The sequence below is a fragment of the Yinghuangia aomiensis genome, from assembly GCF_039542225.1.
In the GTDB taxonomy this organism is placed as follows: Bacteria; Actinomycetota; Actinomycetes; order Streptomycetales; family Streptomycetaceae; genus Yinghuangia; species Yinghuangia aomiensis.
Window position 1 is genome coordinate 85,184 of record NZ_BAABHS010000021.1, and the last position, 17,603, is coordinate 102,786.

The window sequence follows — 17,603 nt, forward strand, 5'->3', positions numbered from 1 at the left end:
CCCGGAAACGCCGGCGGCCCCGAGGAAGTCCTCGGGGCCGCCGGCGTGCCGTGTTCGCGGGAAGATCAGCCCTCGCTGCCGCGCGCCGCCCGGTTCACCGCGCTGACCACGGCCTTCAGGGAGGCCCGCACGATGTTCTCGTCGACGCCGACGCCCCACAGGACCTTGCCGTCGACGGCGCACTCGACGTACGCGACCGCGCGCGCGTCCTCGCCGCCGCTCATCGCGTGCTCGGTGTAGTCCAGCACCCGCACGTCGAAGCCGATGCCGCCCAGGGCGCGGACGAACGCGTCGATCGGGCCGTTGCCGATGCCGTCCAGCGTGGCCGCGGCGCCGTCGACGACCATCTCGACGGTCAGCGAGTCCTTGTCCTCGCCCACCGACGCGGTCTGGTGGGTGCGCAGCGCCAGGCGGCCCCACGGAGCGTCCGGCGTCGGCAGGTACTCGTCCTGGAACGCGGCCCAGATCGCCGCCGGGGTGACCTCGCCGCCCTCGGCATCGGTCTTGCCCTGGATGATCCGGGAGAACTCGATCTGCAGGCGGCGCGGCAGGTCCATCTTGTGGTCGGACTTCATCACGTACGCGACGCCGCCCTTGCCGGACTGGCTGTTGACCCGGATGACGGCCTCGTAGGTGCGGCCCACGTCCATCGGGTCGATCGGCAGGTACGGGACGCCCCACGGCATTTCGTCGCGCGCCTTGCCGGCTTCGGCGGCGTCCTTCTCCAGCATCTCGAAGCCCTTCTTGATGGCGTCCTGGTGGGAGCCGGAGAAGGCGGTGTAGACCAGGTCGCCCGCGTAGGGGTGGCGCGGGTGGACCGGCAGCTGGGTGCAGTACTCGACGGTGCGGCGGATCTCGTCGATCTCGGAGAAGTCGATCATCGGGTCGATGCCCTGGCTGAACAGGTTCATGCCCAGCGTCACCAGGTCGACGTTGCCGGTGCGCTCGCCGTGCCCGAACAGGCAGCCTTCGACGCGGTCCGCGCCCGCCATGACGGCCAGTTCGGCGGCTGCGACGCCCGCGCCGCGGTCGTTGTGCGGGTGCACGGACACCGCGACGTGCTCGCGGCGCGTCAGGTTCCGGCTCATCCACTCGATCTGGTCGGCGTAGACGTTCGGGGTGGCGCGCTCGACGGTGGCCGGCAGGTTCAGGATGATCTCGCGGCCGGCCTCGGGCTGCCAGACGTCCATGACGGCCTCGCAGACCTCCAGCGCGAAGTCCATCTCGGTGTCGATGAAGATCTCCGGCGAGTACTCGTAGCCGAAGACCGTCTCGTCGCCCAGGTGCTTCTCGGCGAACCGCATGACGTGCGCGGTGCCGTCGACGGCGATGGCCTTGCACTGGTCGCGGTCGACGTTGAAGACCACACGGCGGAAGATCGGCGCGGTCGCGTTGTACAGGTGGACGGTCGCGCGGCTCGCGCCGACCAGCGACTCGACGGTCCGCTCGATCAGTTCCTCGCGGGCCTGGGTCAGCACCGAGATGGTGACGTCCTCGGGGACGGCGCCGTCTTCGATGATGCTGCGGATGAAGTCGAAGTCGGTCTGCGAAGCGGCCGGGAAGCCGACCTCGATCTCCTTGTAGCCCATGCGTACCAGCAGGTCGAACATGGTGCGCTTGCGGGCCGGACTCATCGGGTCGATCAGGGCCTGGTTGCCGTCACGCAGGTCGGTGGACAGCCAGCGCGGCGCCGTCGTGATGGTCTTCGAGGGCCAGGTGCGGTCGGGCAGCTCGACGCCGCGGAACGGCGTGTACTTGTGGATCGGCATCCCGGACGGCTGCTGGGCGACCGTGGCGGCGGTGACGGGGGTGGCGCGGCGGATGGCGGACATGCGGCAGGCTCCTCGAGGAGTGGTCGGCGCTGCGGCTCGCAACGCGTCGGCTTGTCGGCGTGCTCTGGATGGGCTCTGCGGACGGGTTCGCGGAATGACTCGCGAAGCGGACTCGCAAATTGGCCGGCGCGTACAACCGAATCAGGCAATGCCTCAACCCCGCGGCGAGGGAGGCCGGCCCTGGCGGTCTAGCGGGGCGAGCCCTCGCCGCGGCGGCTAAGAAGAAGCTGCCACTGACGCATGATGCCCAGCACCTTACCCGAGTCCCCGGACGGGAGTCACATCCCACGCCCGGTGCGGAGTGTGGCACGCGCCACGTTCACGCTCGTTCACGTGCCCTTTACACGCATCCGGGTCAGAATGGACGGGCGGAGAGACACGGGCGCCGCCCTCACCTCCCCCCGGAGGGCGGCGCCTTTCCGTGCCCGCACCCTCCCTCGGCGAATTCCCGCAGGTCAGAAGCCCAGACGGCGCAGCTGCTTGGGGTCGCGCTGCCAGTCCTTGGCCACCTTCACGTGCAGATCCAGGTACACCGGCGTGCCGAGCAGCGCTTCGATCTGCTTGCGGGCACGCGTGCCGACGTCCTTGAGCCGCGAGCCCTTCGCCCCGATGACGATGGCCTTCTGGCTCGGCCGCTCGACGTACAGGTACGCGTGGATGTCCAGCAGCGGCTTCTCCGCGGGCCGGTCCTCGCGCGGGATCATCTCTTCGATGACGACGGCCAACGAGTGCGGGAGTTCGTCGCGGACGCCTTCCAGGGCGGCCTCGCGGATCAGCTCGGCGGCCATGATCTGCTCGGGCTCGTCGGTGAGTTCGCCGTCCGGATAGAGCGGCGGACCCTCGGGCAGCAGGTCGGCCAGCAGGTCGGCGACCAGGCCCACCTGCGCGCCGGACACCGCCGACACCGGGATGATCTCGGCCCACTCGAAGCCGAGGTCCTGCGCCATCTTCTGCACGGCGATCAGCTGCTCGGCGAGCGTCTTCTTGTCCACGAGGTCGGTCTTGGTGACGATCGCGACCTTGGGCGTCTTGCGGATCTCGGCCAGCTCGCTCGCGATGAACCGGTCGCCCGGGCCGACCTTCTGGTCCGCGGGCAGGCAGAACCCGATGATGTCGACCTCGGCCCACGTGCTGCGGACCAGGTCGTTGAGGCGCTGGCCGAGCAGCGTGCGCGGCTTGTGCAGGCCGGGTGTGTCCACCAGGACGAGCTGCGCGTCGGGACGGTGCACGATGCCGCGCACCGTGTGCCGGGTGGTCTGCGGACGGCCCGAGGTGATCGCGACCTTCGTGCCGACCAGCGCGTTCGTAAGCGTGGACTTGCCCGCGTTGGGGCGGCCGACGAAGCAGGCGAAGCCGCTGCGGTGGACAGGCACGTCGACGGCGCCGGCGGAGGTGGTGCGATCACTCATGGGTTTCATTCTCCCCTAGTCCGGAACCCGCTCGGACCCGCAGGTCCGCCGGTCAGGCCGGGGTGGTGGCCGAAACGGTGCCGTCGGCCCCGGCGAGCAGCACCGGGGTGCCCGCGCCGCCCAGGTCGCGGACCGCCGCCAGGTCGGTGTCGGCGACCTCCGCGGCCTCGCCGACGATCGCCGCGGCCTCCAGTCCGCGCGCGCCTCCCGCGACCGCCATCGCGACCGCGGTCTGCAGCGCGGAGAGCTTCAGGGACGGCAGGTCGACGGTCGACGCGACGTACGTGCGGCCGGTCTCGTCGCGGACGGCTGCGCCCTCGGCCGTCCGGTTGCGGGCGCGGGTGGACCGGGCCAGCGTGACGATCTTGGCGTCCTCGGGGGCGATGTCGGCCATGGTGCCTGATTCCTGCTTCCTGCCGGGTGCTTCGTCGGTGCGTCCCGGGCACAGTACCGCCCCGGGGGTACGGGAGTTCCGTACGCCCGGGGCGGTCGGGTGCGTGCCGTGTGTCAGCGGGTCATCGGGTCAGCGCGGCGACCTTGTCGAGCTGGCCGGTGAACATGTTGGTCGGCTCGACCGCCGGGCCCGTGCCGGACACCGACGCCATCTGCGTGAACACGGTGCCCTGGACGGACACCACGATGAACACGTACGCGCGGCCGTCCTTGCTGTCGTCCCGCACTCGGTAGGACACCGAGTCGGTGCCGTAGTTGCCGACGGTCACATCCGTGATCGTGTACTGGTCCACCGAGCCGTCGATCTTGGTCTCGGAGAACGACGCGCACGCCTTGAGCGCCGTCACGTAGCCGTCGAATTCCTGCTTGAGGAACGGGTGCGACTGGCTCGCCAACGAGATGATCACGGCCTCGGTCGACGTGCCGCCCGCGGCGGGCGCCTTCTCGTAGGTCTGGTCGACGTACCCGGTGGACGAACGCCCCACGGAATCGTCGGTGATGCGCGCGCACTTCGGGTCGGAGACCACCGCCCCGGAGTCGGTCGGCCGCTCCGTCGACGGCGCCCCGTCCGCCGAGTAGTCGGCCTCGATCTCCTGCTTGGTCAGCAGCGCCGCGGTGAGCGCGTCCGTCGACGGCTGGTTCTTGTTCCCCGACGCCGAGGACGACGACGGCTTCGCCGTCGGCGTCTTCGGCTTGACCGACGAACCGCCGGTGCCCTTCGGCATCGCGTCGAGCTTGGCGCTCTGCGCCTTCACGAACGCGGCGCCGTCCGCCGGGTCGCCCTTGCCGGGCGACGCGAAGGACGTCACGGCGAGGCCGGTGGCACCCTTCAGGACCAGGGTGTTGACCGCGGTGCCCATGGCCCGCTGCGACGCGTCGGCGACCGTCACCCGGTAGCTCAGGCTGTCCTTGCCGTACGGGGCGTTCTTGACGTCGGAGACCGTGAAGGTGATGGCGTCGGCGCCCTGCGACACGGTGTAGACCGTGCAGGTCTTGAGCGCCTTGACCGCGTCGTCGAGCTGCTTCTTGAGCTGGTCGCGCGGCGCGCTGGACATGCTGACCCGGATCGAGTCGTCGGACTCCGGGTCGTTGCCGCCGGTGGCGTACGAGCGCTCGGCGTGGCCCACGGGGTCGGGGCTGCCGATGCCCGCCAGCACCCCGCACTCGGCCGGCGCGGCGGTCTCGCCCGACGTGTCGGACCGGTCGTTCTTGACCTTGCCGCCGTTGAACCCGGCCGGAATGTCCTTGCCGTCCAGGAGGACGGCGCTCAGCTGGTCGTCGGTCGGCGGAGTCGCGTTCACGTCGTTCTTTCCGGCGTCCGCCGAGACGGACGCCGACGGCGTGCTCTTCGCGTCGTCGGCGGACTTCTGACAAGCCGTCAAACCGACCAGCGCGATTGCGGTCAGCGGAACGACGGCCTTGATCGCCGCGCGTCGCGGCATACGGGTACGCACCGTGAACCCCCCAGTTAGCGGTGTGCGTGATGAAGCGGCCCGCCGCCGCGGATGCGCTGCCCGTAACCCCCCTGGTGCCAGGCGCGCTGCGGCGGTGCCGTTGATGTGGGCACGACTTTAGGGGCCCGATTACCGGAAACCGACCCCTGTTACGCGGACGGCACAATCCGGGGACAAGGCACGTACGGCCGTGACCACGGCGTGGCCCGCTCCCCCGTACGGGCGCTCAGTGCTCCGCGTGCGCCCCGCTGTCGCCGCTCCGCCCGTGCTCCCCCTCCGGGGCCCGCTCGACCACGATGGTGCCGATCTGGTTCCGGCGCCCCGACGGCCGGTCGGCGGTCAGGCGCAGGCCCTCCACCTCCACGGTCGCCCCCGGAATCGGCACCCGGCCGAGCTGCTTGGCGAGCAGGCCCGCGACCGTCTCCACATCCTCGTCGTCCAGTTCGAAACCGAACAGGTCGCCCAGCTCGTCCACGGGCAGCCGCGCGGTAACCCGGAACCGGCCGTCGCCCAGGTCCTCCACCGGGTTCGTCGCCCGGTCGTACTCGTCGGTGATCTCCCCGACGATCTCCTCCAGGATGTCCTCGATGGTCACCAGCCCGGCGGTGCCGCCGTACTCGTCCACGACCAGCACCATGTGCGTGCGGCTCGCCTGCATCTCGCGCAGCAGGTCGTCGGCGGGCTTGCTGTCCGGCACGAACGTCGCCTGCCGCATCACGCTCGACACCGGCTCGGTGTTCCACCGGTCGTCCTGGCCCGCGGCATGCTCGGCCAAGTCCTTGAGGTAGACGATGCCGACGACGTCGTCCTCGTTCTCACCGATCACCGGGATTCGGCTGTAGCCGCTGCGCAGTGCCAGACGCAGCGCCTGGCTGACCGTCTTGTGGCGCTCGATGAACACCATGTCCGGGCGCGGCACCATCACTTCGCGGACGATGGTGTCGCCGAGTTCGAGGACCGAGTGGAGCAGCTTGCGCTCCTCGTCCTCGATCAGCGACTCCTTCTCGGCCAGGTCGACGAGTGCCCGCAGCTCCGTCTCGGACGCGAACGGGCCTTCCCGGTAGCCCTTGCCGGGCGTCACCGCGTTGCCGAGCAGGATCAGCAGCGGCGGAATCGGCCCCAGGATCCGGGCCAGCACGATCAGCACCGGCGCGCCCGCGATACCGACCGAGATCGGATGCTGGCGGCCGACCGTACGCGGCGAGACACCGACCACGACGTAGGACACCAGCACCATCACGCCGATCGACGCGAGGACCGCCTGCCACGTCGCGTCGAAGCCGTCCAGGAACACCACGGTGATCAGCACGCTCGCCGACACTTCGCAGGCGACCCGGACCAGCAGCGCCAGATTGACGTACCGCGCCGGATCCTGCACGACGGTCAGCAGCCGCCCGGCGCCGCGGCGACCGTTGCGGACCAGTTCCTCGACCCGCGGCCGGGAAAGCCGCGCGAGAGCGGCTTCCAGGCACGCGAACAGCCCGGCCACGACCGTCAGCACCACCGCGCCGACGACGAACCGGAAGACCTCGTCAGAGGACACCGCTGCCCCCGTCGGCGACCGCCGTTGCCGTGCCGGATGCGGTCACCGGTACGGCGGCCGCGGCGAGGGCGCGGCTATGCGGACCCGGCGAATCGGCGCGGCTCATCCGTCCGCCCCGGCCGGGCCGGCCGCGCCGCGCTCCCGCCAGGCGCGCAGGATCTCGGCCTGCAGGCCGAACATCTCGCGCTCTTCGTCCGGTTCCGCGTGGTCGTAGCCGAGCAGGTGCAGCACACCGTGCACGGTGAGCAGTTGCAGCTCCTCGTCGGTCGAATGCCCGGCGGTCTTCGCCTGCCGGGCCGCGACCTCGGGGCACAGCACGACGTCGCCGAGGAGGCCCTGCGGCGGGTCCTCGTTGTCCTTCCCGGGACGCAGCTCGTCCATCGGGAAGGACATGACGTCGGTGGGGCCGGGCAGGTCCATCCACTGGATGTGCAGCTGCTCCATGGCCGCCTCGTCGACGATGACGACGGACAGCTCGGCCAGCGGATGGATCCGCATCCGGTCGAGCGTGAACCGTGCCACGTCCACGATGCGGTGCTCGTCCAGCCCGTAGCCGGACTCGTTGGCGATGTCGATGGACATGGCCGTCAGTTCACATCCCGTTCTGCGTTGCCGTTGCCGTTGCCGGTGGTGCTGTGGATCTGACCGCGACGCCCGCGCGAACGCGGCACGTCCCGGGCGTCGCGCTCGGCGTCGTAGCGCCCGTAGGCGTCCACGATCCGGCCGACGAGCTGGTGGCGGACGACGTCCTGGCTGCTCAGCTGGCAGAACTCGATGTCCTCGACCCCGTCCAGGATCCGCCGCACGACGCGCAGCCCGCTCTCCGTCCCGTTCGGGAGGTCGACCTGCGTCACGTCACCGGTGACGACGATCTTCGACCCGAAGCCGAGGCGGGTGAGGAACATCTTCATCTGCTCGGCGGAGGTGTTCTGGGCTTCGTCGAGGATGATGAACGCGTCGTTGAGGGTGTTGTGCGTGAGCAGGTAGTCCTGGGTGACGTACAGCGAGTCCTCGGCCGCCACCTGGATGCAGACCGCCTCCTCGCGGCCGGCCGGTTCGATGCTGTCGATGAAGCGCATCGGACGGCCGCCGCCCCCGGCGGCGTGGTAGGCGTCGCTCTTCCGCGTCAGGCGGAAGGGCTCGATGCCTTCGGGCACACGGATGTCGACGATGTGCGCGTCGTACCGGTACGGAACCGGGCGGCCCTTGGCCAGGCCGGGCTTGCGGCCGATCGCCCGGCGCCGACGTGTATAGGCGACACCGCCCAGCGACTGCACCAGTCCGACCACGTCGTCCCGGAGCATGATCGACGTCGTCGTGAACTGGATCCGGCAGGTACGGCCCTCCTGCACGACCGGACCGCCGTCGGAGTCGAGCAGGCCCTGCAGAACGGCCAGCCGCACGTCGGCCGAGTTCTGCAGGTACACGTCGGGCACGAACTTCGAATGCGAGCGCGCGCCGAGCAGTTCCAGCCCGCGCATGACCTCCGTGACCGGGTTGGCCAGCGTCACGACGTCGCCGGGAGCCTTGACCCGGTTGAGGACGTAGTCCACGCCGCCGCGGTGCCGCAGCTGAACCCCGGGCAGCGCGGCATCCAACGCCTCCGCGAGTTCCGGGTCGGCCGTAGCGAACGACGGGGTGGTGGAGCCGGTAAGGCAGCCGTCGCCGAGCAGCAAGCCCAGGGCGTAGGGGTCCATCGGGACGTCACGCTCGGGAAGGCAGACCGGGGCAGTCAGCATCGGCAGCTCGTAGCGGCGGGCATGCCCTGCCCGCAGGTTGCCGATCATGTCCTTGGTTTCCAGGACACGCCACGGCTTGTTGCGGCGGCGGTCGGATGCGGTGCGGACCGTCCACAGGTGCTCGCCGCAGGCCAGCGTCCAGGAGCCGTCCTGGGCGGTGACCCGGTAGATGTCCTTCTCGCCCTGCGGGTAGACGCCGAGCACCGGCGTGGGCTCGCCGTTGGATCCGATGACCAGGTCACCGACTTCGAGGTCGCCGATCGGACGGAAACCTTCGGGCGTCAGAACCTTGGTGAACGTGGGCTGCGCGCGGCCGCGCATGTAGGCCAGGGGTGCGACCTCGATCGTGCCCGCGGCCATCAGGCGCGGGATCGAGTCGGGGTCGATCATGTCGTGCAGGGCGTCGTAGAGCGGCCGCAGGTACGGGTCGATCTTTTCGTACAGGGTGCCGGGGAGGAAGCCGAGGCGTTCGCCGGCCTCGACGGCGGGACGCGTGAGGATGATGCGGTTGACCTGCTTCATCTGCAGCGCCTGGACGGCCTTGGCCATCGCGAGGTACGTCTTGCCGGTGCCGGCCGGGCCGATGCCGAAGACGATGGTGCGGCGGTCGATCGCGTCCACGTAGCGCTTCTGGTTGAGCGACTTGGGACGGATCGTGCGGCCGCGGTTCGACAGGATGCTGAGGGTGAGGACCTCGGCGGGCGCGGTGTCGGCACCGGAGCGGAGCATCGCGATCGAGCGCTCGACGGCTTCCGCGGTGAGCGGCTGGCCGGTGCGCAGCACGAGCATCATCTCGTCGAGGAGGCGCTTGACCAGTTCGACGTCCTCGTCGGGGCCGGTGGTGGTGACCTCGTTGCCTCGGACGTGGATGTCGACGGTCGGGAACGCGTCCTCGATCACGCGGAGGAAGGAGTCTCCCGAGCCGAGCAGCGCGACCATCGGATGCTTCGCCGGGATCACGATCTTGGCCTGAGCCTGCGTGGCCTCGGCGGCCTGCGGGGTCGTGGCGGCGTTTTCGGCGGCGTTGCCGGCATCGCCGCGAGCGTGTCGTGTGGAAGCCATGGGCGGCCTTACGGCCTGATCACGCCTACTTTCCGGGACTCGGGATACGGGTTTTCCTTTTGGCAATGGTATCCCTTCGCCCTTGACACGCTCTTGAGGTTTTCGGGCCGGTGATCACGCGGGAGCCGCGGTCCCGGCGCGGGCGACGACGCGGTCGAGGACGTCCCAGTCGAGGCGCGGTTTGTCGTCGCGGTGGCCCGCGAGCAAGGCCTCCTGGCCGGCGCGCAGGGTGGCCGCGGGGTCGGCGAGGAGGTCGCGTGCGGGGGTGTCGGCCGCGGGCGGCGTCGCGCCGGTGTCGGGCAGGAGGGCGAGGGCGGCCAGGCGGTCGGCGAGCGGGGGGTGGCTGTCGTACGGGCCGCGGACGGGCTCGGGCGGCGTGGCCCGCAAGGTGTCGAGCATGGCCCGGGTGCCGGGCTCGGCGAGGAGCCGGGTGAAGCCGGCGTAGACGTCCTTGGGGGCGTGGCCGATGTCGAGTGCGGCGCGCAGCCGCTCGAGGAAGGTGTCCCACACGGCGGCGACGGCCTGGACCTCGCCGAGCGCGGCGATCGTCTCGTGCTTGCCGACGGCGCGGGCGGCGGCCGCGTCGGCTTCGTATTCCTGGCGGCGGTCGAACGCCAGGGTGAGGCGGAGGGTGAGCTTCGCGTACGCGTCGAGAGGCACCCACAGGCGGGCGGTGGCGCGGCGCCCTTCGAAGCGGCGGGTCATGGCGGTGCGCCAGCGGGTGGTCAGGGTGCCAAGGCGGGTGTGGCCGCCCGCGTAGTGGCCCATTTCGTGGACGAGGACGGCGAGGAGGTGCCCGCGGGTGAGGGCGAGGAGCAGCGGCGTGCCGACGTACAGCGTGCGGCGGCCGGACGCGAGGCCGAAGAACCGGGTGTCTTCGTGGGCGGCGGCGTTGGCGTCGGGGAGCAGGCGCACGTCGTCGGGCGCTCGGGTGCGGAGGGCCTCGGCGGCTTCCTCGACGAGCTTCCACAGCTCGGGCTGTTCGGCGCGGGTGACGCGCAGGCTCGTCGGCCGGGCGTAGAACGTCGGGCGGGCGAAGCGCACCAGGACGGCGATGCCGAGGGCGGTCAGGAAGGCGAAGACGGCGCCGCCGCCCCATGCCCAGGCGCCGCCCGCGAGCACCATGCGGGAGCCGGCGTACGCCACCGCGGCGGCGGCACCGACGAGTGCGAGGTAGAGCACTGCGAGCAGGACGAACGCGAGACTCGCGCGCAGTACGGCGTTCATGCCCCCTCGTTCCTCGGACCCGGGCGTCCGCGGAGCCAAGTGTGGGGTGGATGCGACGGCTGGGGAAGGGGGCCGGTCAGCGGCGTTTCGGGACGGGGATGCGGTCGAGGTCGGCGGCGACGTGGATGGGGCCGTCGAATTCCTTGCGGGCGTCGTCGACGAACGCGTGGGGGTCGGTGTAGCGCTGCGAGAAGTGGGTGAGGACGAGCAGGCGGGCACGGGCCTCGCGGGCCACGGCGCCGGCTTGGCGGGCGGTGAGGTGGCCGTGGGCTTCGGCGAGGGCCTCGTCCTCGTGCAGGAAGGTGGACTCGCAGACGAGCATGTCGGTGCCGTCGGCGAGTTCGAAGACGGCGTCGCAGAGCCGGGTGTCCATGACGAACGCGAAGCTCTGGCCGCGGCGGACTTCGCTGACCTCGTCGAGGACGACGAGCTTGCCGTCGATGTCGACGGAGCCTTCGCGTTGGAGGCGGCCGACGGCAGGGCCGGTGACGCCGTATTCGGCGAGGCGCTCGGGGAGCATGCGGCGGCCGTCGGGTTCGGCGAGGCGGTAGCCGTACGACTCGACCGGGTGGGAGAGGCGGCTCGCGGTGAGCGTGAAGGCGTCGAGTGGCACGGTCGCGGTGTCGCCGGCGACGGGGTGCTCGCGCAGGACGGCGGTCTCGTGGAACACGCTGGCGTGGTGCAGGCGGTCGAAATAGGCCTGGCCGCTCGCCGGGTAGTACGCGGTGACCTCGTGCCGCACGCGGTCGAGGCTGAGCCGCTGCACGACGCCGGGCAGGCCGAGGCAGTGGTCGCCGTGGAAGTGCGTGACGCAGATCCGGGTGATGTCGGTCGCGGCCGCCCCGGCGTGGACCATCTGCCGCTGGGTGCCCTCCCCCGGATCGAACAGCAGCCCTTCGCCGTCCCAGCGCAGCAGATAGCCGTTGTGGTTCCGGTGCCGCGTGGGGGCTTGGCTCGCGGTGCCCAGGACGAGGAGTTCGCGTGGGGACATGGGGTCTATTTTCGACGATGCGGGGGCGGAAGGCTTGCGGGGAGGGGCGTGCCAGGAGATGGCCGGTCAACCGAAGGCGGTTGAGGGCGGCTGTGGGTGACGTGTTGGCCTGCGGGAGCTGTTGTCCACAGGCTGTGGGCGAGGTGCCGCGGGCGGGACGACCGCGCGGCAGACTTCGGGATGTAGGGTGCGCCGCGTGACGGGGCGGATGGCGTTGCTGGTGCTCTACAGCGCGCGGGTGGACGAATGCCGGGAGTTCTACGCGGCGCTCGGGCTGGAGTTCGTGCGCGAGCAGCACGGGCGCGGACCGGTGCACTACGCGGCCGTGCTGGACGGCGGGCTGGTCGTGGAGTTGTACCCGGCCGGTGCGCGGGGCGAGACCGGGGCGCTCCGGCTCGGCTTCACCGTGTCCGCGGCGGAAGGGCGGGCGGCCGGCGAGCGGTTCCAGGTGACGGACCCGGACGGCCGGATCGTGGAGGTCTCGGTGGCGGCGCGTCCCGCACCGCCACCGCCGTGACCGGCCCCGGTCGTTCGGGCTTACCCGGGCGGCCAGCTCAGCCCGCGCCCGCCCAGCAGGTGCGCATGCACGTGGAACACCGTCTGGCCCGCGCCGGCGCCGGTGTTGAACACTATCCGGTAGCCGCTGTCCGCGATGTCCTCCGCCGCCGCCACCGACGCGGCCTCGGCGAGGAGCGTGCCGGCCAGGTCGGGTGCGTTGGCGCCGAGGTCGCCCGCGTTGGGGTAGTGGGCGCGCGGGATCACCAGGATGTGGGTCGGCGCCTGCGGGTTGATGTCGCGGAACGCGACGACGTCCTTGGTCTCGTGCACGACCGTGGCGGGCACGTCACCGGCCACGATCTTGCAGAACAGGCAGTCCGCCTGGGGTTCCCCAGCCGCCATGCGTGCCTCCTAGTGAGTGCAGGTTCGGCGCGATGCTATCGGCTGGCGCCGCGCGGGCCGGTCAGGACCAGCGGCCGCAGCGGGCCAGCAGGACCGATGCGGCCGATACGCCCGCGGTGGACGTCCGCAGCACCGTCGGCCCCAGCCGGTAGGGCGCCGCCCCGGCGGTCGTGAACGCGGTGATCTCCTCCGGCGAGACGCCGCCTTCGGGTCCGACGACCAGCACGAGATCGCCGTCGCCCGGCAACTCCGCCGTGGCCAGCGGCTCCGCCGCCTCCTCGTGCAGGACGCCCGCGAACGCGGCCCCGCCCAGCAGCCCCGTCACCTGACGGGTCGTCATCAGCTCGGTCACGTCCGGCAGATGCACGCGGCGGGCCTGCTTGCCCGCCTCCCGCGCCGTGGCCCGCCACTTCGCCAGCGACTTCGCCCCCCGCCCGCCCTTCCACTGCGTGATGCAGCGCGACGCGGCCCACGGCACGATCACGTCGACGCCGACCTCGGTCATCGTCTCGACCGCCAGCTCCCCGCGGTCGCCCTTCGGCAGCGCCTGCACGACGACGATCCGCGGCGTCGGCGGCGGCTCTTCGGCGCGCTCCGCGACGTCGACGTACAGCGTGTCCTTGCCCTCGACCACCGCGACCGTGCCGCGCACCGACAGGCCCTGCCCGTCGGTCAGCACGACCTCCTCGCCGACGGCGATCCGCCGGACGGTGACCGCATGCCGTCCCTCGGCTCCGTCGAGGACGACCCGGCGCGCGGTGCGCAGGGCGGGGTCGCCGGTGAGGAAAACGGGTGCGCTCACGGTGGGGGCTCTTTCTGCAAGGTTCTCGGAAGGCTTCGGAGGACTTCCGAAGACTCAGCCCAAGTCTGCCGTCACCCGCGCCACCACGTCCGCCGCGGGTTCGGCGCGCGCGAGCCGCCAGCCCTGGCCGGCCCACAGGGCCATCGCGGCGGGGTCGTCGGCGGCGGCCGCGGCGCGGCGAATCGGTGCGGTCGCGTAGTGGACTTCCGGGTATGCGGCGGGCGCTTCGGCGCTGTGCGCCTCGACGAACGCGTTGACGAGACCGCGCGCCGGGCGTCCGGAGAACGCCCGGGTCAGCCGGGTCTCGCCGAACCGCGGGTCGGCGAGGGCCGCCTTGTGCGCGGCGGGCGCGCCGGACTCGGGGCAGCGGAGGAACGCCGTGCCGAGTTGCGCGGCGACCGCGCCCGCGGCGAGGACGGCGCGGACTTGCGCGCCGGTCATCAGGCCGCCGGTGGCGATCAGCGGCAGTCCGGTGAGTTCGCGGACGAGCGCGAGGAGGGTGAGGAGGCCGTACGGCTCGCCGATCGGCCCGGTGTTGTCCCAACGGCCCTGGTGGGCGCCGGCTTCGGTGCCTTGGACGACGAGCAGGTCGGCGCCGGCCGCGGCGGCGAGGCCGGCTTCGTACGGCGCGGTGACGGTGACGGCGGTCAGCGTGCCGCGGTCGCGGAAGGCGGCGAGGAGGTCCGGGGCGGGGCAGCCGAAGGTGAACGAGACGACGGGGACGGGGTCGTCGAGGAGCAGCGCCACCTTGGCGTTCCAGTCGTCGTCGATGCCGTGCGCGGGCACGTCGCCGAGGGCGACGCCGTAGCGGTCGGCGTCGGCCGCCAGGCGCGTGCGGTAGGCGGGGAGTTCGTCGGTGACGACGGCCTCGGAGGTCTCGCCCGGGACGAAGAGGTTGACGCCGAAAGGCCGGTCGGTGCGCCCGCGCAGGGCGGTGATGTCGGCGGCGGTGGCGGCGGCGGTCTGGTAGCCGGCGGCCAGGAAGCCGAGGCCTCCGGCGTCGCTCACCGCCGCGGCCAGCTCGGGGCCGGAGGCGCCGCCCGCCATGGGGGCTTGGACGAGGGGCAGGGGCCAGGACACGGTCACGGACCGACCCTACGTCGCGGCGCCCGGGAACCACCGCGCCCCGCGCCCCGAAACTCCGGGGCGCGGGGCGACGGCATCCGAATCCGACTACCGCGTGTCAGCGCCCGTTGAACGCGTCCTTCAGCCGCGAGAACAGCCCCTGCTGCCCCGGCGAGAACTGCCCCTGCGGGCGTTCCTCGCCGCGCAGCTTGGCCAGGCGCCGCAGGAGTTCCTCCTGCTCCGGGTCGAGCTTCGAGGGCGTCTGGACCTCGACGTGCACGATCAGGTCGCCGCGGCCGCCGCCGCGGAGGTGGGTGACGCCGCGGCCGTGCAGCGGGATCGACTGGCCGGACTGGGTGCCGGGGCGGATGTCGATCTCGGTCATGCCGTCCAGGGTCTCCAGGGGGACCTTGGTGCCGAGCGCCGCGGCCGTCATCGGGATCGTGACGGTGCAGTGCAGGTCGTCGCCGCGGCGCTGGAACGTCGGGTGCGGGACCTCGGCGATCTCCACGTACAGGTCGCCCGCGGGGCCGCCGCCGGGGCCGACCTCGCCTTCGCCGGCGAGCTGGATGCGGGTGCCGGCGTCGACGCCCGCGGGGATCTTGACGGTGAGGGTGCGGCGGGCCCTGACCCGGCCGTCGCCGGCGCACTCGGGGCACGGGTTCGGCACGACCGTCCCGAAGCCCTGGCACTGCGGGCAGGGCCGCGAGGTCATGACCTGGCCGAGGAACGACCGGGTCACCTGGCTGACCTCGCCGCGGCCGCGGCACATGTCGCAGGTCTGGGCGGTGGTGCCGGGGGCGGCGCCTTCGCCGTTGCAGGTGGTGCAGGTGATCGCCGTGTCGACCTGGATCTCCCGGGTCGTGCCGAACGCCGCCTCCTCCAGCTGCACCTCGATGCGGATCATGGCGTCCTGGCCGCGGCGGGTGCGCGAGCGCGGTCCCCGCTGGCTGGCCTGGCCGAAGAAGGCGTCCATGATGTCGCTGAACCCGAAGCCGGCGCCGAAGCCGCCGGCCGCGGCGCCCGCGCCCCCGAGGGGGTCGCCCCCGAGGTCGTACATCTGCCGCTTCTGCGGGTCCGAGAGGACCTCGTAGGCGGCGTTGATCTCCTTGAAGCGCTCCTGCGTCTTGGGGTCCGGATTGACGTCCGGATGCAGTTCGCGCGCCAGGCGACGGAAGGCTTTTTTGATTTCCTCGGGCGTGGCATCGCGCCGAACACCGAGGACCTCGTAGTAATCAGTGGTCAACTACGACTCCGCGAGAATCTGTCCGACGTACCGTGCCACGGCGCGCACTGCTCCCATCGTTCCGGGGTAGTCCATCCGGGTCGGCCCGAGCACGCCGAGTTTGGCGAGCGCCTCGTCACCGCTGCCGTACCCGACGGAAACCACCGAGGTGGCGGCCAGTCCCTCGTGCATGTTCTCGTGCCCGATCCGCACCACCATGGCCGGCTCGGTGGCTTCACCGAGCAGGCGCAGGAGGACGACATGCTCCTCCAGGGCTTCGAGGACCGGGCGGATCGTCATCGGGAAATCCGGACCGAACCGGGTGAGGTTGGCGGTGCCGGCGAGGACGACCCGTTCTTCCTGCTGTTCCACCAAAGTGTCGAGCAGGTTGGCCAGGACGGTACCGACGATCGGCCGTTCTTCGACGGTGAACGATTCGTCGAGGTCCTGGACCAGCAGCGCGACGTCGGCGAAGCGTTTGCCGACGACGCGGGCGTTGATGCGGGCGCGCAGGTCGGCGAGGAGGTCCTCGCCGATGGGTGCCGCCACGTCCATGGCGCGTTGTTCGATGCGCCCGGTGCTGGTGATGAGGATGAGCATGACCCGGGTCGGCGCGAGGGTGAGCAGTTCGACGTGCCGGATGGTGGAGCGGGTCAGCGAGGGGTACTGCACGACGGCGACCTGGTGGGTCAGCTGGGCGAGGAGGCGGACGGTGCGCCCCACGACGTCGTCGAGGTCGACGGCACCGTCGAGGAAGCTCTGGATGGCGCGGCGTTCCGGCGTGGACAGCGGCTTGATGCCGGCGAGCCGGTCGACGAAGAGCCGGTAGCCCGCGTCGGTGGGGACGCGTCCGGCGCTGGTGTGGGGCTGGGTGATGTAGCCCTCTTCTTCGAGCACGGCCATGTCGTTGCGGATGGTGGCCGGGGACACTCCGAGGTTGTGGCGTTCCGCGAGCGCCTTGGAGCCGACGGGCTCCTGGGTGGCGACGTAGTCCTGCACGATGGCGCGCAGCACGTCGAGCTTGCGGTCGTCCAGCACCGTGCGCACCTCCCTGGCCTGGCCTTGGCACTCCTCTTGTCGGAGTGCCAGTGTACGGCGGTGTCGTCGGGTCCGTACCCTGCCGTCTGTGCAAGGGTCGACGGATGGTACACGCGGAACATGACGAAAGCCCGTCGTGGCGGTCTTTCGGGGCGGGTTTGTATGTCGCCCGGGTGCCCGCTTTGGCACTGAATGTGGCGGCGGTCGCGGGGCGTGCGGGGTTCGTGCTGGTCGACACCGGCTCGTACGAGCGGGAGACCGCGGCGCTGCTCGACGGATTGGCGGCGGTGCTGGAGCGGGACGGGCTGCCGGCGCGCGCGTTGGCGGTGGTGAATACGCACGGGCACTTCGACCATTGCTACGGCAATGCGGAGGTGCTGCGTCGTTTTCCGGACGCGGACGTGTGGGGTCACACGGGCCTGCCCGCGTATTTGGCGCGGTGGGGCGAGGAGGGCCGGGCGGACGCGGTCCGGTTCGGTATGCCGGCGGAGGACATGGCGGCGGTGCGGATCGTCGCGCCGACGCATCTGGTGGATGCGGGCCGTGAAGTACGGCTGGATATCGGCGGTGCCGAGGCGCTGCTCTACGCGCCGGGCCGCGGCCACACCGGCTGCGATGTGGTGGTGCGGGTGCCGGAGGCGGGGGTGCTGCTGGCCGGGGATCTGGTGGAGGAGTCGGCGCCGCCGTCGTACGGCCCGGATTCGTTCCCGGCGGAGTGGCCGGGCACGTTGGCGCATCTGCTGGAACTGCCCGAGTCGGTGGTGGTGCCGGGGCACGGCGAGCCGGTGGACCGGGAGTTCGTACTGGGCCAATGGGAGTACGTGAAGGCGCGGCGCGGCGACCCCGTCGACGGGGGTTGAGCC

At 71.6% G+C, this 17,603-nt stretch carries 16 protein-coding genes; 2 read left to right on the top strand and 14 right to left on the bottom strand.

From position 1 onward, the window contains the following. Positions 1-65: 65 nt before the first annotated feature. The 9 genes from leuA to ABEA93_RS26965 form a co-directional block, all read right to left on the bottom strand. A complete protein-coding gene (gene leuA, locus ABEA93_RS26925) occupies positions 66-1,832 on the bottom strand; it encodes a 2-isopropylmalate synthase (protein ID WP_345678375.1) in 1,767 nt (588 codons plus the stop codon). Between the two features lie 455 nt (positions 1,833-2,287). Further along, entirely contained in the window at positions 2,288-3,250 is a 963-nt protein-coding gene (gene era, locus ABEA93_RS26930; protein ID WP_345678376.1) for a GTPase Era, read from the bottom strand. A gap of 43 nt (positions 3,251-3,293) precedes the next feature. Further along, positions 3,294-3,635, bottom strand: coding sequence for a cytidine deaminase (locus ABEA93_RS26935; protein WP_345678377.1), 342 nt, complete (start codon positions 3,633-3,635; stop codon positions 3,294-3,296). Positions 3,636-3,756: 121 nt separating this feature from the next. Beyond that, positions 3,757-5,136: a hypothetical protein gene (locus ABEA93_RS26940; RefSeq protein ID WP_345678378.1), complete on the bottom strand. Its 1,380-nt coding sequence runs from the start codon at positions 5,134-5,136 to the stop codon at positions 3,757-3,759. 238 nt (positions 5,137-5,374) lie between these two features. Continuing rightward, on the bottom strand, positions 5,375-6,691 hold the full coding sequence (locus ABEA93_RS26945) for a hemolysin family protein (protein ID WP_345678379.1): 1,317 nt from the start codon (positions 6,689-6,691) through the stop codon (positions 5,375-5,377). Between the two features lie 102 nt (positions 6,692-6,793). Then, positions 6,794-7,273, bottom strand: a complete 480-nt coding sequence (gene ybeY, locus ABEA93_RS26950) for an rRNA maturation RNase YbeY (RefSeq protein ID WP_345678380.1) — start codon at positions 7,271-7,273, stop codon at positions 6,794-6,796. Positions 7,274-7,278: 5 nt separating this feature from the next. Next, the gene (locus ABEA93_RS26955) at positions 7,279-9,369 is read right to left on the bottom strand and encodes a PhoH family protein (RefSeq protein WP_345678445.1); all 2,091 of its coding nucleotides are present in this window, start codon (positions 9,367-9,369) and stop codon (positions 7,279-7,281) included. 237 nt (positions 9,370-9,606) lie between these two features. After that, positions 9,607-10,719: a M48 family metallopeptidase gene (locus ABEA93_RS26960; protein WP_345678381.1), complete on the bottom strand. Its 1,113-nt coding sequence runs from the start codon at positions 10,717-10,719 to the stop codon at positions 9,607-9,609. A 76-nt stretch (positions 10,720-10,795) separates the two neighbouring features. After that, entirely contained in the window at positions 10,796-11,710 is a 915-nt protein-coding gene (locus ABEA93_RS26965) for a ribonuclease Z (RefSeq protein ID WP_345678382.1), read from the bottom strand. Positions 11,711-11,906: 196 nt separating this feature from the next. Between ABEA93_RS26965 and ABEA93_RS26970 the strand changes: the two genes are divergently transcribed. Beyond that, positions 11,907-12,227: a VOC family protein gene (locus ABEA93_RS26970; protein ID WP_345678383.1), complete on the top strand. Its 321-nt coding sequence runs from the start codon at positions 11,907-11,909 to the stop codon at positions 12,225-12,227. A gap of 20 nt (positions 12,228-12,247) precedes the next feature. Here ABEA93_RS26970 and ABEA93_RS26975 read toward each other — a convergent pair whose 3' ends face one another. The 5 genes from ABEA93_RS26975 to hrcA form a co-directional block, all read right to left on the bottom strand. Further along, a complete protein-coding gene (locus ABEA93_RS26975; protein WP_345678384.1) occupies positions 12,248-12,610 on the bottom strand; it encodes a histidine triad nucleotide-binding protein in 363 nt (120 codons plus the stop codon). Positions 12,611-12,671: 61 nt separating this feature from the next. Next, a complete protein-coding gene (locus ABEA93_RS26980) occupies positions 12,672-13,412 on the bottom strand; it encodes a 16S rRNA (uracil(1498)-N(3))-methyltransferase (RefSeq protein ID WP_345678385.1) in 741 nt (246 codons plus the stop codon). Between the two features lie 54 nt (positions 13,413-13,466). Next, positions 13,467-14,498, bottom strand: coding sequence for a nitronate monooxygenase (locus ABEA93_RS26985; RefSeq protein WP_425585109.1), 1,032 nt, complete (start codon positions 14,496-14,498; stop codon positions 13,467-13,469). Between the two features lie 97 nt (positions 14,499-14,595). Continuing rightward, on the bottom strand, positions 14,596-15,723 hold the full coding sequence (dnaJ, locus tag ABEA93_RS26990) for a molecular chaperone DnaJ (RefSeq protein WP_345678386.1): 1,128 nt from the start codon (positions 15,721-15,723) through the stop codon (positions 14,596-14,598). After that, positions 15,724-16,740, bottom strand: coding sequence for a heat-inducible transcriptional repressor HrcA (gene hrcA, locus ABEA93_RS26995; RefSeq protein WP_345678387.1), 1,017 nt, complete (start codon positions 16,738-16,740; stop codon positions 15,724-15,726). 182 nt (positions 16,741-16,922) lie between these two features. On the opposite strand from hrcA, the gene ABEA93_RS27000 reads away from it, so the two are divergent. After that, a complete protein-coding gene (locus tag ABEA93_RS27000) occupies positions 16,923-17,600 on the top strand; it encodes an MBL fold metallo-hydrolase (RefSeq protein ID WP_345678388.1) in 678 nt (225 codons plus the stop codon). Positions 17,601-17,603 lie beyond the last annotated feature (3 nt).